This window comes from Lysobacterales bacterium (genome assembly GCA_019634735.1).
GTDB lineage: Bacteria > Pseudomonadota > Gammaproteobacteria > Xanthomonadales > UBA2363 > Pseudofulvimonas.
Genome location: JAHCAT010000004.1, coordinates 73,722 through 89,542, shown reverse-complemented (window position 1 = coordinate 89,542; position 15,821 = coordinate 73,722). Strand labels below are relative to the sequence as shown.

Genomic DNA, 15,821 nt, shown 5'->3' with positions numbered 1-15,821 from the left:
CATGGCCGCCGGCACCTGCTTCCATTGCGGCGAGCCGCTTGCCGCGGAAGCGGTCACGGCGCAGGTGGCCGGCGCGGCACAGGCGTTCTGCTGTCATGGCTGCAGCGCCGCCGCCTGCTGGATCGGCGAAGCCGGACTGGCCGACTACTACACGCTGCGCACCGCCGCAGGGCTACGCGCCGATCCCGAGTTGCCGGACCACGCCGCATGGGACCGCGAAGACGTGCTGGCCGGCCACAGCCTGGTCGACGGCGAGGGGCGCCGCATCACCGTCGTCGTCGAGGGCATCCGCTGCGCGGCCTGCGCCTGGCTGATCGGCCGCGCGCTGTCCGGGCTGCCCGGCGTTCTGGAGGCCGAGGCGAACGCCGTCACCGGTCGCCTGCAACTGCACTGGGATCCGAAGCGCACGCCGCTCAGCACGGTGCTGGATCGCCTGGCCGCGCTGGGCTACCGGCCCCACCTGGCCACCGGCGAGGCCACCGAACAGGCTCGTCGCGCCGAACGCCGCGACCTGCTCAAGCGCCTGGCTGTGGCCGGCATCGGCACCCTGCAGGCGATGATGTTCGCCGAGGCGCTGTACCTGGATTTCCACCGGACCATGCCGGAGGCGACCCGCGATGCGCTGCGCTGGCTGACCATGGCGGTCAGCGCACCGGTGGTGTTCTACGCCGGCCGGCCGTTCCTGGCCGGGATGGCCAACGAGCTGCGCCTGCGCCGGTTCGGCATGGATACCCTGATCGCCACCTCGGTGCTGCTGGCCTGGCTGGCCAGCGTGGTCGAGACGGTGCGCGGCGGGCCGCACGTCTGGTACGACGCCGCGGTGATGTTCGTGCTGTTCCTGCTGGTCGCGCGCTACCTGGAGCGCATGGCCAGGCAGCGTGCGCAGTCGACCGTCGACGCGCTGGCGCGCGCCCGGCCGGCGCTGGCCTGGCGGGAAGGCTCCGGCGGCGGGGTGGCCCAGGTGCCCCTGCACGCCCTGGCCGCCGGCGACACCGTGCAGGTCCGCGCGGGCGAGGTGGTGCCGGCGGACGGCGTCCTGCTCGGCGCTGCCGCCGAACTCGACGAGGCCCTGCTCACCGGCGAATCGCGACCGGTGCTGCGCGCGGCCGGCGACACGGTGCTGGCCGGCAGCCTGGCGGTCGCACAAGGCCTGCGCATGCGGGTCACCGGCACCGGCGAGGACACCGTGCTGTCCGACCTGCTGCGCCTGGTCGAACGCGCCCAGGCGCAACGTCCGCGCGCCGCCCGTCTCGCCGACGCGGTGGCCGGCCGCTTCGTCCTGGGGCTGATCGCCTGCGCCGTGGCGATCGCCGCGGTGTGGTGGCGGATCGAGCCGGAACGCGCCTTCGAAGTCACCCTGGCGATGCTGATCATCTCCTGCCCCTGCGCCCTGTCCCTGGCCATTCCGGCGGCGCTGGCCGCCGCCCATGCGCGGCTCGCCGGCATCGGCGTGCTGGTCCTGCGCGCCGACGCCCTGGACGTGCTGGCGCGGGTCGACACCGTGCTGCTGGACAAGACCGGCACGCTCAGCACCGGCCAGTTCCGCCTCGCCGCCGTCGAGCCCTGCGCGGATCTCGATGCCGCGCAGGCGCTGGCCATCGCCGCCGCGCTGGAGCGGCACAGCCCCCACCCCATCGCCAGCGCCTTCGCCGGCATCGAGGCGCCGGCCGCGAACGCCGTGCGCGTGATCGCCGGCGCCGGCATCGAGGGCGAGGTCGACGGCCAGGCCTGGCGGCTCGGACGCGCCGGCTTCGCGGCCGAAGGAATGCCGGCATCCGACGCCGACGAAACCGGCGTGTGGCTGGGCGATGGCCGGCGGCTGGTCGCCCGCTTCCGGCTCGGCGACCGCCTGCGTGACGACGCCGCCGAGGCCTGCGCCCGCCTGCGCGCCCAAGGCCTGGCACTGGAACTGGCCAGCGGCGACGCGCCCGACGCCGTCGCCGCCGCGGCCCGGTCGCTGGCGATTCCGGTCCATGCCGCGCGCCAGCAGCCGCAGGACAAGCTCGCGCGGGTACGCGACCTGCAGGCGCAGGGCCGGGTGGTGGCGATGCTCGGCGACGGCGTCAACGACGCGCCGGTGCTGGCCGGCGCCGATGTCTCGGTGGCCCTGGCCAGCGGCGCGCCCAGCGCGCACCGGGCGGCGGACGTGGTGCTGATGGGGGGCAACCTGGTGCGCCTGCCGCAGACGCTGGCGGTGGCGCGGTCGACGCGCCGGGTGGTCCGCCAGAACCTGGCCTGGGCGCTGGCCTACAACCTGGTGGCCCTGCCGGTGGCGGCGCTCGGCCTGGTCACGCCCTGGCTGGCCGCCCTGGGCATGGCGCTGTCCTCGCTGCTGGTCACCGGCAACGCCCTGCGGCTGGCCGGCTCCGGCAGCGCCCGCGCACCGGAAGGCGCGCCGGCACGCGGGGCGGCGCCAACCCCCAGGCCTGCGCCGGGCCTGTCCGGGTGAACGCCCTGCTGATCCTCATCCCGGTCAGCCTGGTGCTGCTGGGGATCGCGGTCTGGGCCTTCTTCTGGGCGGTCGACCGCGGCCAGTTCGACGACCTCGACACGCCGGCCCTGCGCATCCTCGAGGACGACCGTCCAGCATCGTCGGTGCCCGATGACGCCGCAGGCGCCGACGAGGACGGCGGCGACCCGGACCGGCCGCGCTGATGCCGATCGACCTGCTGACGCTGTCCGCGGCCGCCCTGACCGGCCTGCTCGGCAGCGTGCACTGCCTGCTCATGTGTTCGGGGGTGGCCACCTCGCTGGCGGCCGCCAGCGACGGCGGCACCGGCCGGGAGGCCGCCGCGGTGGCCGTGAGCCTCAACCTGGGTCGCGTGCTCGGATACGCCGCCGCGGGCGCCCTGATCGCCGGCCTGGGTGCGGGCGTGGTGCACGCCATCGATGTCGAGCGCCTGGCCTGGATGCTGCGTCTGGGCGTCGGCGCGGTGCTGGTCCTGGTCGGCCTGCGTCTGCTCGACGGCCGCGATCGCCTGCGTGCGGTGGCGGGCGTCGGCCAGCGCGCCTGGCGCCGTCTGCAACCCCTGGGCCGCAGACTGCTGCCGGCGACCACCCTGCCCCGGCGGCTGGCGCTGGGTGCGCTGTGGGGCTGGCTGCCCTGCGGCCTGTCATGGAGCATGTTGCTGGTGGCCCTGTTCACCGTCGATGCCGTGAACGGCGCCCTGACCATGGCGGCCTTCGGCGTCGGCACCCTGCCGGCCGTGCTGCCGCTGACCTGGGGCAGCGCACGCCTGGCCCGGCGACTGTCCCGTCCCGGCAGCCGCCGGGGACTGGGCCTGATGGTGGTCCTGGCAGGCGCACTGACCCTGGCCGCACCGTGGCTTGCCCAGGTGCCGGCGCTGCACAGCCTGCTCGGCGCCCTGGGCTGCAGGACCCTGCCGGGCGCCTGACCGCCCTCACCGCCCACAGACGCCGCCTCGGCGATGCGGCAGCCCTCCCGGATGCCGTGGTCCGGCACCGGCAACCCGTGGGCGGCGGCCGCGGAGGCCCGCCCGGCGCGGCGGCTGCGCACGCAGCGGACTCGCCGGGCCTGATGCGGACCTGCGCGCGACCGACGGCGCTCGAATCGGCCTGGGCGAGAGTTCCCAGGTGCAGGGTCAGGGCGCTGTTGTCGGCTCGATCCGCAGCGGCAGCCGCCGGGCCTCGACCATGCCCTGCAGGAAGGTGGCGTCGGGGCGATCCGGCCAGGCGTCGGGCGCCACCAGGGCCATGTCCAGCATGGCGCTGCGGTTGCGGCCAGCATCCTTGGCCCGGTACAGCGCGAAGTCGGCCATGCTCAGGGCGACCTGCCAGTCGTGGCGCTCGCCGCCGTCGGGCGACAGCGGCCAGCCGGCCGCGCCCACCGATGCGGTGACGCCGGTCGGCTGGCCGGCAGCGCCGGGGGCCGCCTCGATGCCGGTGCGGATACGCTCGGCCACCGCCACCAGATCGGCGCGCGCCACGCCCGGCAGCACCACCAGGAACTCCTCGCCACCCCAGCGCACCACCTCGTCGCCGGCGCGCACGGCCTCGCGCAGGGCCTGGGCGATGCGGCACAGCACGCGGTCGCCGGTCTCGTGGCCGTAACGGTCGTTGATCTGCTTGAAGCGGTCGGCGTCGACCAGCATCAGGCCGAGCACCAGGTCGCGGCCGCTCTCCTGCCGCTGCCGGCGGACCTGCGCCAGCAGGCCGGGCATGCGCTCCAGCACGAAGCGGCGATTGCGGAGCTGGGTCAGCGGATCGACCAGGCTGGCCTCGGCGAGGTCGCGATTGAGCGATTCCAGGCGGGCGTTGGCCAGGGCGAGATCGCGCGTGCGCTGGTCGACCTTGGCCTCCAGGGCGAGGCGTTGCAGGTTCAGGCGATGCAGGCGCCAGCGGAACAGCACGGCGACCAGGCCGATCGCCGCCAGCAGCAGCTGGATGCGGAACGGCCAACCCTCCACGAAGCGCCGGGGCACCACCAGCTCGAAGCCGGCCGTTGGCCCCCACGGCTGCTGGGTCAACCGCGCCTGCACCTGGAAGCGGTAGCGTCCTGGCGGCAGGCGAGTGAAGCTGGCGCGCGGGCGTCCGGCCACCTCCAGCCAGGCGGCGTCGAAACCGTCCAGCCGATAGCGGAAACGCTGCCGCGCGGCATCGCGGAAGTCCACGGCCCGGAACCCCACCTCGAAATCGCGCACGCCCACCGGCAGGATCACCAAAGGGGCCGGTGCGCGTGCCTGGCCGCCGATCACCAGCTCCAGGACCTCGGCCCGCGGCGGCGGCGCCGGACGGGCATCGAGCGGCAGCTCGACGACGCCGGCCAGCGACGGCAGCAGGATCCGGTCCGCGAGCAGGATGCCCTTGTCGTTGCCGGCGCCGTTGCAGCAGCGGATCCGGCTGCGGCCGGGTCGCTCGCCCTGGTCCAGCAGCAGCATCTCGAAGCTGCGCGGCATGTCCGGCGCGCTGCCCTCCGCGAACGACGCGGCCGGCAGGCGATAGACGCCGTCGTGATAGGAAACCAGCAGCGTGCCGTCGTGCTCGAACAGGTTGAACACCGTGTCCGAGGGCAACCCGTTGGCGTGCCCAAGGCGCAGCCAGGGGCCCTGGCCGCGACCGACCGCGATGCCGCGGTCGTAACTACCGACCGCCACCCGGCCGTCCGGGAGCAGGCGCACGCTGGTCACGAAGGCGCCGTCCAGCCCGGCCTCGGGCACCGCCTCGACCTGCTCGCCGACGGCCCGGAACAGGCCGGTTTCGGTCGCGATCCACAGCCCCTCGTCGGCATCGGGGACCAGCGAACGGACGCGCCGACCGCCCAGTGGCGAGCCCGGGTAGCGCTCGACGACCCCGGTGTCGTCAGCCAGCAGCAGGCCGCTGGCGGCTGCCACCAGGACGCCACGGCCCGGCAGGGCGAGCAGGCCGTTCACCTGGACCCCGTCGAGCGCGGCATAGACGAACAGGCCGGCGGCGCCGGGATCGCGGCGCACCAGGCCGGCACGGGTGCCAGCCCACAGCCGTCCACCGGGGTCGGCAAGCAATGCATAGACCGCCGGATGGGGCAGGTTCTCCGGCACCAGCAGGGGCTCGAAGCGCCCCCCCGACCATGCCGCGACGCCGCGATCGGTGCCTACCAGCACGCGCTCGCCGTCCATGGCGAACGACCAGACGGTCGGGTCGGGCAGGCCGTCGCGCTGGCCATGGCGCCGGATGCCCGGGCGCCAGTAGTGACGGATGCCGTGGTACTGGCTGCCCAGCCAGACGCCCTCCGGCGTCGCCAGGAAGCTGACGATCCACGGAAACGCCTCCGGCGCGCCCGGTTCGACCGCCTCGATCTGGCCATCGGCGTGACGCAGCACGAGCTCGCCGAAACTGCCTATCCACAGGGTTCCCGACGCATCGATGCCGAGCGACTGGACCGCCACGCTGCGCTGGCCGGGTGCCACCGGGTCCATCACGAAGCGACCATCCTGGTACCGGTAGAGACCGGCATCGGTGCCCAGCCACTGCGTCCGGCCGTCGTCGAGCAGGGCCGAGACCAGGCCGATCTCCGGCGGCAGGGTCGCTGGTTCAGGCGCCCCGCCCGGCGGCCACCACCACAGCTCGCGCTGGCCGCGCAGCAGCCAGCGGCCGCCATCCTCGCGCACCAGCATCCGGCGGACCGGACCGTGCCAGCCGGGCTCGGCGGCCAGGGTGAGCGCGCCGGTCTCGATGCGGGCACGCCAGAGCGAGGCACCGCCGACCAGCACGCTGCCGTCGTCGAGCACCGCCAGGTCGCCGACCTCGCCGATGTCCGGACTGCCCAGGAACGTCCCGTCGACGTGCACGGCGAGGTTGCGCAGGGTGCCGATCCAGATCGCGCCACCTTCATCGCTGCGCAGGTGGGTGATCCAGCTTGCCGCCAGCGCCGGCGTGGTGCCCGGCGTGAAGGTCTCGAACTGGCTGCCGTCGAAGCGCGCCAGGCCGTTCTCGGTACCGACCCAGAGCAGGCCGTTGCGATCGCGGGCCAGCGCCTTGCCGGAGATCTGCGGCAGGCCCGACTCGCTGCTCCAGGTCTGCCAGGCATGCTGGCGCAGCAGCTCGGGTGCCGGGCCGGCATCCTGGGCCCGCGCCACGCCCGGCAGCAGCGCCGCCAGCAGCGCCGCCAGCAACTGGCCACGGTGGAGTCGCCATGCGGACCTGCGTTCGGGCTTGCCTCCCATCCCTGGCCTTCCCCGGGCGATACCCCGCGGGCAGGGCGCCCGGCGCGGGTGGACAAGGGACTTCTTATCGCCCCGGCCCGGCCGGCGCAAGCCCGGAGCGGCCAGGGGCTGCCGCTTGGCAGGGCGCCTGCGCAAGCGGTCCTGCGGTCGGGTGCCCGTCCGGACAGGTGTCGGACTGGCGAATCACCGAACCCTCACCACGTCATGCTTCAACAGGCCGTCGGGCCGCCGTCCTCGACCTGGGCATGCAGGAAGGCGCGCGCACGACGCCAGTCGCGCTTGAGCGAACGTTCCGAGCGACCGGTCAACGCGCTGATCTCGGTCAGCTCCAGCCCTGCGAAGAAGCGCATCTCGACCAGCCGGGCGAGATCGCGGTCGACCTCGGCCAGGCGGACCAGGGCCTCGTCCAGGGCCAGCAGCTCCAGGTCGCTTTCCGGGCTGGCCGCCATGCGCAGCGCCTGGGTGTCGAGGCTGCCGATGACCAGGTCGCCGCCGCGACGCAAGGCTGCGCGAGCGCGCACGTGGTCGATCACCACCTGGCGCATCACCCGCGCGGCGACCGCGTAGAAATGCTCACGGTCGCAGGCATCGACGGCGGCACCGGTGGCCAGCTTGCACCAGGCCTCGTGGACCAGGGAGGTGGCCTGCATCGGCGGTGCGGGTCCGTGCAGCTGTCCGCGTGCCAGGCGCTTGAGCTCGCCGTAGAGCGCGCTGAACAGGGCGGAGGTGGCGGCGCGGTCGCCGTCGCGCGCCTCGCCCAGCATCCGCGTGATGTCGCCGACAGCCTGGGCCCCGTCCTGTGCAGCGTCGATCGGCTCTTCCGGCACCATGCATCCGTCACCCTGGCGTGGCGTCGGGCAACCGTGCCACGCGCGCGCGCAGGGGGCAAGCGCCAGCGCTCCCGTGCCACGGTCCCGGCGGGCGCCATGGCGTGCAGCCTTCCGCCCTGCCCGGCCGGCATCCGCGACGCGGGCGATCCGTCGTCGCCGTCGCCAGTGCCAGGTGGCCCCCGCCTGCCGCTTGCTGCGTGGGGCAGGGGAAGGCGCCGGTGGGCGGCGCCACATCGCTACCGGAGGAACCATGAACACCCTTGCCACCTGCATCGCCCTCGCTGCCAGCGTCCTGCTGGCCCATACCGCCCTGGCCGACGACGGCAGCGCGAGCGGCCGCTTCCAGGCCGCCGGCGAACTGCGCACCGTGGCCGACGGCATGGCCGTGCGCGATGGCCGCAACGTCCGCATCGTGTTCAGCGACCAGGCCTTCGACCGTGTCGCGTTCGCCGCGGACGGCAAGTACGACCTGTGGGACTTCATGGACCACCCGGGCAACAGCCTGCAGCTGACGGTCGACCCCGAGGGGGGGTTCCTGTGGTCCTGGAGCACCATGTCCGGCGGCAGCACGATCTCCGGCAGCAGCAACGACGGGCTGAGCCTGGAGAACGCCGGCGCCGATCGCATCAAGGGCCGCTGGCAGGATGAGGGCGGTCATGCCGTGCAGTTCGACCTGCCGGTGCTGCCCCAGGAAGTGCCGCGGGCCGGCCAGCCGCTGGCGGCCGATGGCGGCGAGCCCGGCGCCGCGTTCCGGGCCATGCTGGAGGCCATCCATGGCGGCGACATCGAGGGCATGATCAACTACTCGGCGCGCGACCAGGCCGAGCAGCTGCGCGCCGCGGTGGCCTCCGGCGAGGCGGCCCAGGTGCTGGAGATGGCCAAGGCCTTCACGCCCGGCGTCGACGGCCTGGCGATCCAGGGCGGCACCGTCGATGGCGAGCGCGCCTGGGTCGAGTTCACCGGCCGGGATGCGACGGGGGCCATCCGCGGCACCGCCGTCATGCTGAGGATCGACGAGCGCTGGCGGATGGACGCGATCAACACGACCAGCACCAGCGACTGACCCAGGGCACCGGCCGCCTGCGGCCTGCGGAACGGTCTGGACCGGCGCGCGACGCCGCCGGTTCAACCCAGGGGCGCGACGCCGATCAGGCGGCCGTGCAGGTGGAAGGCGAACAGCCACCACAGGCCGCCACCCAGCACCACGGTGAGCGCGGTGGCGTGCCAGCGGCCACCGACTCGGCGCACGCCGGCACGCCGGTCGCGCCGCAGTGCCGCGACCAGGGCCAGGAGCGCCCACACGGCGAACGCGGCGAACAGGACCACCGCATGCAGCCAGCCGCTGGCCAGCAGGTGCGCCGCGGCCCACAGCACCGTGCCGACCAGCATCGGATGGCCCAGCCGCGCGCGCAGGTGGTTGCCCGGCACATAGGCGGCCACCAGCAGGACGATCGCCGGCAGGGTCAGCGCCGCGGCCAGGTGGCGGGCCCAGACCGGCGGCAGCCAGAGCAGCTGCGCGGCGTCGGCGCGGGCCTGGCCATAGCCCCAGACCAGCAGCACGAAACCGACCAGCGAGACCAGGCTGTACAGCAGCTTCCAGCGACCCTCGCCCCACGCCACGATGCGCCTTGCGCGCCACGATGGCGCCAGCGCATGCACGCTGTGCACGCCCAGGAACGAAACCAGGCCCAGCAGCATCACGGTCATGGCATTCTCCGCTGCGATCGCCTCACTACAGCCCGGATCGCTCCGGCCGACCCGCGCCCGGCCAGGAGCCGGACGCCGCGGCGCAGGGCGCGGACTGGCCGCCCGGTCGCCGGTCGCCGGTCGCCGGTCGCCGGTCGCAGGGCCAGCATGGCTGCCCGATCGCGCCACTGGCAAGTCCGGGATTGACAGGCCGCCCGGATCTTGTGCATTCTTCGTACGACGAACCTCGTAGGAAGCCAACATGACCCATCGTCCGCCTTCCGTCTCGCTCTCCATGCGTCGTCTGCGCCTGCTGGCCCCGCTTCTTTGCCTGGCCCTGGCCACCCCCCTGGCCGCAGCGGTGTCCCCCCAGCCGCACCACAGCGGTCACTGGTTCTCGCCGGATCGTTCCGGCGAGGGCTGGATGCTGGAGATGCTGTCGCCCGAGCAGGCCCTGCTCTACTGGTTCACCTACGACGAGGCCGGCGCGCAGCGCTGGCTGACCTCGGCCGGACAGATCGATGCCACCGGGATCGACTTCGACCCGGTGGTCCTGACCACCGGCGGCCGGTTCGGACCCGACTTCGACCCGGACAGCATCGTGCGCCAGCCGGTCGGCCGTGCCCGGCTGAGCTTCACCGACTGCGCGACCGGCAGCCTGAGCTTCGATGCCTTCGGCCAGCAGATGACGCTGCCCTGGCAACGCATCACCAGCGCCATGGGCCTGCCCTGCCCCGGCGACACGCCGCCAGCGCCCGATGGCCGTGCCGGCCAGAGCGGATCCTGGTTCGACCCGGCACGTTCGGGCGAAGGCTGGTCGATGCAGTGGCTGCCGGACGGCCGCGCCCTGATGGTCTGGTACAGCTTCGACCCGGCCGGTGCGCAGCACTGGATGCTCGATGTCGGCGAACGCGACGCCGACGGGGTCCTGGTGTTCCCCCAGGTGCACACCACCCGCGGCGGCCGGTTCGGTGCCGCCTTCGATCCGGACGCGGTCGAACGCATCGCCTGGGGCGAGCTGCGCTTCGACTTCGATTGCAGCGGCGGCCGCTCCTCGCACACCCCGGTGCTGGACGGCTTCCCGGCCGGCAGCCTGAGCCTGGCGCCACTGACCCGCCTGGCCGGCACGCAGTGCGAACTGCCGCCGCGCCTGGACCTCGATCGCGCCACCTGGAGCCTGGCCGCGAACCCGGGACCGGACCGCTCCGAATGGCCGGCAACCGTCCTCGACGGCCAGGTCTACGCGGCCGGCGGCCTGTCGACCCTGACCACGACGCACCGTGAATTCTGGCGCTACCACCCCGGCACCGACACCTGGACCCGCCTGGCCGATCTGCCGGCACCCCGCGACCATGCGCAGATGACCGCGCACGAGGGCGCGATCTGGCTGTTCGGCGGCTTCTCCAGCGGTCCGCAGATGCTGCAGGTGACGAGCGACGCCTGGCGCTACGACCCCGCCACCGACCGCTGGTCGACGCTGCCCCCGATGCCCCGTGCGCGCGCCACCGGTGCCGCCGTATCGATCGGCAACCGCATCCTGCTGGTCGGCGGCATCGGCCCGGCGGAAAACTGGCTGGACCGCTACGACCCGGCCACCGCCACCTGGACCAGCCTGGCCATCGATCCCGGCGCATCCCGCGACCACCTTGGCGCTGTCGCGATCGCCGGCGAGCTGTGGCTGGTCGGCGGCCGCGAGCCGGTCTCCGGCATCACCCACAACGTGGTCACCATCATCGACCCCGGCACCGGCACCAGCCGTCCCGGACCTGCCATGGCCACCGCGCGCAGCGGCCATGCGGCGGCCGTGCTGGCCGGCCACATCGTGGTTGCCGGCGGCGAATCCCTTTTCCCCCCGGCGATGATCGGCCAGGCCGAGTATCTCGACCTGGCCACCGGCGCCTGGCGGCCCCTGCCGCCGCTGCCCTTTGCTGTGCACGGCGCGCCAGCGGTGGCGCTGGGCGATCGCCTGCTGGTGCTGCCCGGCTCCATGGCGGTCGGCGGCATCTCGAGTTCGCGGCGCGTGCAGGTGCTGGCGGTCCCGTAGGGGCCTACCCGGGAACCTTCTTGGAATCCGTGGCTTGGCGACGCGTTTTTGGGGCTGCAAAGCGCCCTGACGGTCGACAGGCCGCCCCGGTTCCGGGGAACAAGCGGGCAGCGCAGCAAACTGCAGAGGTCTCTCCCGGGGCCGCTCTCCCAGACCTGGTTGGCGTCGTGTCTCAGCCCACTGCCAGGCGGCGTATCGCCGATGCGACGGCACCGCACTTCTCCCCTCCCCCGCCTGCGGGGGAGGGGCGGGGGAGAGGGTTGCCCGGGCCAGCGCGCACCACCACTGGGCCGGCCACCATGCAGATCATGGCAAGTGCCGGCCCTCTTCCCCGGCCCCTCTCCCAGAGGGAGAGAGGGTAGCACAGCGCGCTGTGCTGACCGAACACTGGGTCATGACCCTTGGTCCCCGAACCTGGAGCTGAGACACGACGCCAATCAGCTCTCCCGGAGTGAGAGTGGATCGGATCGCGCTCCGCTTCCCGAATCCCGAGCCCCGGACCCCATACACCGTTCCCCGCCCCGGTTCCCGCTCCCTGATTCCACAGCCCCAACCCCCGCCGGTCGATCCGGACTGTCCGGTCGGCGCCAATCGTGGCAAGGTGGACGCTCGGGCATGTCGCCGGTCGCCGGTTTGCACGCGGCCACCGGCAGCCTGGCATGTCGATGCGTGCCAACGGAGGTTTCCGATGAACCGACCTGTCCCCGCTGGCGATGCGCCCCGCCGTGGCCTGGCCGCCACATCCCGCACCCGCCTGCTCACGGCACTGCTGATGCTGGCCTGCATCGGGCAGGCCAGCGCCCAGGTCCCGGACTGGCCGATGCAGACGCTGCCCGAACAACCACGGACCCTGCAGGCGACCTGGCTGCACGTGATGATGCCGGACTGCCAGATTTTCGCGGGCGTCCGCCATATCCAGGGAACCCTGGAGGTCGAGGTGCGCCCGACCGCCGGCTGTTTCATCCCCAGGCCGGGCTTCCGGAACCCCCGGACGCTGGCGTTGGGCAAACTGCCCCAGGGCGAGTACCGCGTCCGCCTGGTCGACGCCGGACGGCCGGACCGTCCCCTGCTCGCCCCCGAGCTGGCCTTTACCGTCGAACCTCCGCCCCCGGGCGTGTTGCCGGACGAGTTCGAACCCCTGCACGACTACTCCGGCTGGTGGATGCATGGCGAGCAGGACCGCGGCGAGGGCTGGCTGGTCGAGCACGTCGTCCCCGACCGCCTGATGTTCACCTGGGTCGGCTACGACGCCGACGGCGAGCCGACCTGGCTGGTGATGCAGTCCACCAGCCACCGCAACGGCCGCCTGTCCGGCCCGGTGTACCGCTCGCACCGGGAGGGCGACCAGGTGATCCGGACCCTGATCGGCCAGGGCACGTTCCTGAGCCTTCGCCACGACGAGGCCTGGTTCATCCTCAGACCGGTCGACCCCTCCGCCCCCCAGGTCGAGACCCCGCTGCGCAGGTTGCCGCTCTGACGCCGGGAATCGCCGCAAGTCCGCGGGCATCGGGCGATCCGAATCTCTGGCGAAGTCAGGGAGAGCGGTAGCTGCGACAGGGCTGCGGTCGAGGCCGCCCGGCCCGACGCGATCGCGCCCGGTGTCCTATCTCCGGTCGTTCACACCAGCAGCGCCAGGACATCCAGCCTCGGTAGGGACCGAGGGGCTTTCCGGCGACCACCTGTTAGTCGGGACACAGACCCTTACCTGCTGCCGGGCAGCGCCTCGGCGGCGGATACGCCGGGGTGCCCGGCGCCGAACACGGCGCGCTGCATGTCACTTGCGCGCTGCGCCAGGGGCGCCGCTTCGTCGCTGGCGCCCTGCCGGACGAGCAGGCGCGCCTTCAGGGCAAGGGCCAGGGCGTGGTCGTCGTGCGGCGACAGGCCGGCGCGCTGGAAGCCGGCCAGCGCCCGGTCGACCTCGACCAGGGCTTCGTCGGTCCGGCCCTGGGCGGCGCGGACCTCGGCCAGAAGGCGGCGGGCGTTCAGGACATGCACGGTCGCCGGCACGGTCTCGTCGGCCAGCAACGGCTCCAGGATGGCTGCCGCGGCCGCCGTTCCGCCGGTCGCTGCCTCGGCCATGGCCAGGCGCACCTGGCGGGTCAGGTCGTTGTTGCTGGGCGACGAATCGGCGGCCAGGGTGCGGATGTCCGCCAGCGCCCGGGCCGGGTGCCCGGCGGCCAGCAGCGCCGCGGCGTGGTTCCAGCGCACGGTGCGCGCCATCGGGTGGGCAGCGCCCAGGTGCGTGTCGATGAGGGTCGCGGCGCGCTCGGCCGTGGCCAGCGCCCGTTCGTGCAGGCCGAGCCGGGACTCGATCAGGATGCGCGCCGATTCGATCCAGGCGAGCCGCGCCCTGGGCGCCTGCGGGTCGGCGCGCAGCAGCGCCTCGGCACGATCGCATTCGGCCAGTGCGGCGCTGTAGTGGGCCACGTACATGCGGGCCACGCACAGGTTCAGATGATCCACCGCGGAACGGGAATCGGCCAGGCCGTTCAGGGCGACGCGCTGGTCGCGGATGTTCTCGTACAACGCGAGCGCTTCGGGATAGCGGCCGCTGTCGGTCAGCAACTGGCCGAGCAGGGTGTCGGTGGCGATGCGCGCCGTCAGCACGGCAGGCGTGTCGTCCGCGTCGCGCAGCCGGGTGCGGGCGCGATTGAGCCGGGCGGTCGCCGCGGCCGTGTCGCCGAGGCGGTGCCCGGTCATCGCCCAGCGATGCAGTGCCACGCCATGCAGGGCCGGCGGCGCAGCGCCCTCATCGGCGTCGAGCTCGGCAACCAGCGCAGCCAGGCGGATGTCGGCCTGCGCCACTTCGCCGACTTCGAACAGCGCGCCGACCAGCGCCAGATGAAGCTCCTGGCGGGACTGCGTGTCCTCGACCAGGTCGCGCGGCAGCCGGTCCAGCGTGGCGGCCAGGAAGTCGGCCAGCCGCAGGTTGGTGCCCTCGCGCGACTGGGCGGGGTCGAGGCTGGAAAACACGCTCACCACGAAATCCCGGGTCACCTGGGCCTGTCGCGCCTGGGCCCGTGCCTGGTCGGCCTGCTGTTCGGCGCGCAGCGCCTGCGCCTGCGCCTCGAGCGCGTGCCGGTGCGCCAGACGGGCCTGCCACAGCGCGGCCAGCAGGCCGACCACCAGGGCCAGGGCGGCGGCCGTGGCGGCGGCGACGCCGACCCGGTTGCGGCGCACGAAGCGGCGCATGCGATAGCCGGTGCTGTCGCCACGCGCCGCGACCGGTCGCCCGGCCAGCCAGGCGCGCAGGTCGCCGGCGAAGGCGTCGACGCTTGCGTAGCGACGGGACGGCTCGGGTCGCAAGGCCATCGCCAGGATCTGGTCGAGATCGCCGGCCAGCGTCCGGGCCAGCACGCGGGGCTCGACGGGCCGGCCGTAGTGCGCAGCCAGAGTCGCCGGCGCGGCCTGCGCGACCTGCTGGCTGGCGCGCATCGGCATCCCGTCGTCGCCTCCGGACAGCGGCGGCAGCGCACCGGCAAGCAGTTCGAAGGCCACCATGCCCAGGCCGTGCACGTCGGTGGCGGTGCCGACCGGTTCGCCGCGCCGCTGCTCGGGGGCGGCATAGGCGGGCGACAGCACGCGCACGCCGGTGCCGGTACGGGTGCTGTCGCTGGTGTCTTCCAGCAGCTTGGCGATGCCGAAGTCGAGCAGGCGGGGCTTGCCGGCGGCGTCGACCAGGATGTTGCCGGGCTTGAGGTCCCGGTGCACCACCAGGTGGCCATGGGCGTGGCCCACGGCATCGGCGATGTCGCAGAGCAGGGCGACCCGCGCGCGCACGTCGAGCGCGCAGCGCGCCGCGTGGACGGTGACCGGCGAGCCTTCGACCAGGTCCATCGCGTACCAGGGCCGGCCATCGACGGTCATGCCGCCGTCCAGCAGCCGGACGATCGCCGGGTGGTCTAGCCGCGCCAGGATGTTGCGCTCCTGGAGGAAGCGTCGAAGCACCGCGCGGGTGTCCATGCCGCGCTTGAGCAGCTTGACCGCGACCTGGCTGCGGTAGGCGCCGTCGGCGCGCTCGGCGCGCCAGACCTCGCCCATGCCGCCCTCGCCGATCGGTTCCAGCAAACGGTAGGGGCCGACCAGGGTGCCGGCCGATGTCTCCCAGTCGGGTTCGTCGGGGTCGCGCATGGACTCGGCGACCGAGCGGTCCAGGGGGCCGCTGCCCGCGGCATCGGCGGCCAGCAGCTGCCGCACCCGTGCCGCCAGCGTCGGCTGCGTGGTCTCCAGGTGCTGCAGTCCGGTCGCCTGCGCGCCGGCATCCAGCGCCACCAGCCGGTCGAACTCGGCCCAGACCGCCTGCCAGTGCGTCTCCTGTCCGGACTGCATGGACCGCCTCCCCGAATGATCCCGTGCCGCGGTGCCGGCGGCGAACGCGTGGCCGTGCCGCCCGCCGACACCCCTGCCACGCATCCGGCGCACCGTGGGGGCCACGGCGGGTCGCGCCGGGCGACCGATCCCGGCCACGGTCCGGCGTCGGTGCCCGGCACCGCCGGGGCCAGCGCCGTTCGCATGGAAGGCAGGGACGAAGCTGCCATGCCCCCGGGCACCCGGCAAGCCCCCCGCCGGACCTGGGCCATCCGCCGTGCCCGGCCGTGG

At 73.8% G+C, this 15,821-nt stretch carries 10 protein-coding genes; 6 read left to right on the top strand and 4 right to left on the bottom strand.

The genetic code is table 11. From position 1 onward, the window contains the following. Nucleotide 1: 1 nt before the first annotated feature. From cadA to KF823_05500, 3 genes are read left to right on the top strand one after another with little or no spacing between them, the layout of a single operon-like run. On the top strand, nucleotides 2-2,449 hold the full coding sequence (gene cadA, locus KF823_05510; GenBank protein MBX3725356.1) for a cadmium-translocating P-type ATPase: 2,448 nt from the start codon (nucleotides 2-4) through the stop codon (nucleotides 2,447-2,449). Next, nucleotides 2,446-2,655 (top strand): cbb3-type cytochrome oxidase assembly protein CcoS, encoded by a 210-nt coding sequence (ccoS, locus tag KF823_05505; GenBank protein ID MBX3725355.1) that lies wholly within the window; start codon nucleotides 2,446-2,448, stop codon nucleotides 2,653-2,655. The genes cadA and ccoS overlap by 4 nt, the downstream gene beginning before the upstream one ends. Next, nucleotides 2,655-3,395: a sulfite exporter TauE/SafE family protein gene (locus KF823_05500; protein MBX3725354.1), complete on the top strand. Its 741-nt coding sequence runs from the start codon at nucleotides 2,655-2,657 to the stop codon at nucleotides 3,393-3,395. The genes ccoS and KF823_05500 overlap by 1 nt, the downstream gene beginning before the upstream one ends. A gap of 207 nt (nucleotides 3,396-3,602) precedes the next feature. Here KF823_05500 and KF823_05495 read toward each other — a convergent pair whose 3' ends face one another. After that, on the bottom strand, nucleotides 3,603-6,662 hold the full coding sequence (locus KF823_05495) for a diguanylate cyclase (protein ID MBX3725353.1): 3,060 nt from the start codon (nucleotides 6,660-6,662) through the stop codon (nucleotides 3,603-3,605). Nucleotides 6,663-6,871: 209 nt separating this feature from the next. Next, on the bottom strand, nucleotides 6,872-7,492 hold the full coding sequence (locus KF823_05490) for a sigma-70 family RNA polymerase sigma factor (protein ID MBX3725352.1): 621 nt from the start codon (nucleotides 7,490-7,492) through the stop codon (nucleotides 6,872-6,874). Nucleotides 7,493-7,742: 250 nt separating this feature from the next. Here KF823_05490 and KF823_05485 point away from each other — a divergent pair, with 250 nt between their 5' ends. Next, nucleotides 7,743-8,555 (top strand): hypothetical protein, encoded by an 813-nt coding sequence (locus tag KF823_05485; GenBank protein MBX3725351.1) that lies wholly within the window; start codon nucleotides 7,743-7,745, stop codon nucleotides 8,553-8,555. 62 nt (nucleotides 8,556-8,617) lie between these two features. Here KF823_05485 and KF823_05480 read toward each other — a convergent pair whose 3' ends face one another. After that, the gene (locus KF823_05480; protein ID MBX3725350.1) at nucleotides 8,618-9,199 is read right to left on the bottom strand and encodes an NnrU family protein; all 582 of its coding nucleotides are present in this window, start codon (nucleotides 9,197-9,199) and stop codon (nucleotides 8,618-8,620) included. A 241-nt stretch (nucleotides 9,200-9,440) separates the two neighbouring features. Here KF823_05480 and KF823_05475 point away from each other — a divergent pair, with 241 nt between their 5' ends. Both KF823_05475 and KF823_05470 read left to right on the top strand, forming a co-directional pair. After that, the gene (locus KF823_05475; protein MBX3725349.1) at nucleotides 9,441-11,222 is read left to right on the top strand and encodes a hypothetical protein; all 1,782 of its coding nucleotides are present in this window, start codon (nucleotides 9,441-9,443) and stop codon (nucleotides 11,220-11,222) included. A 688-nt stretch (nucleotides 11,223-11,910) separates the two neighbouring features. Further along, on the top strand, nucleotides 11,911-12,699 hold the full coding sequence (locus tag KF823_05470) for a hypothetical protein (protein MBX3725348.1): 789 nt from the start codon (nucleotides 11,911-11,913) through the stop codon (nucleotides 12,697-12,699). A gap of 224 nt (nucleotides 12,700-12,923) precedes the next feature. On the opposite strand, the gene KF823_05465 is transcribed toward KF823_05470, so the two are convergent. Continuing rightward, nucleotides 12,924-15,551: a protein kinase gene (locus KF823_05465; protein ID MBX3725347.1), complete on the bottom strand. Its 2,628-nt coding sequence runs from the start codon at nucleotides 15,549-15,551 to the stop codon at nucleotides 12,924-12,926. Nucleotides 15,552-15,821 lie beyond the last annotated feature (270 nt).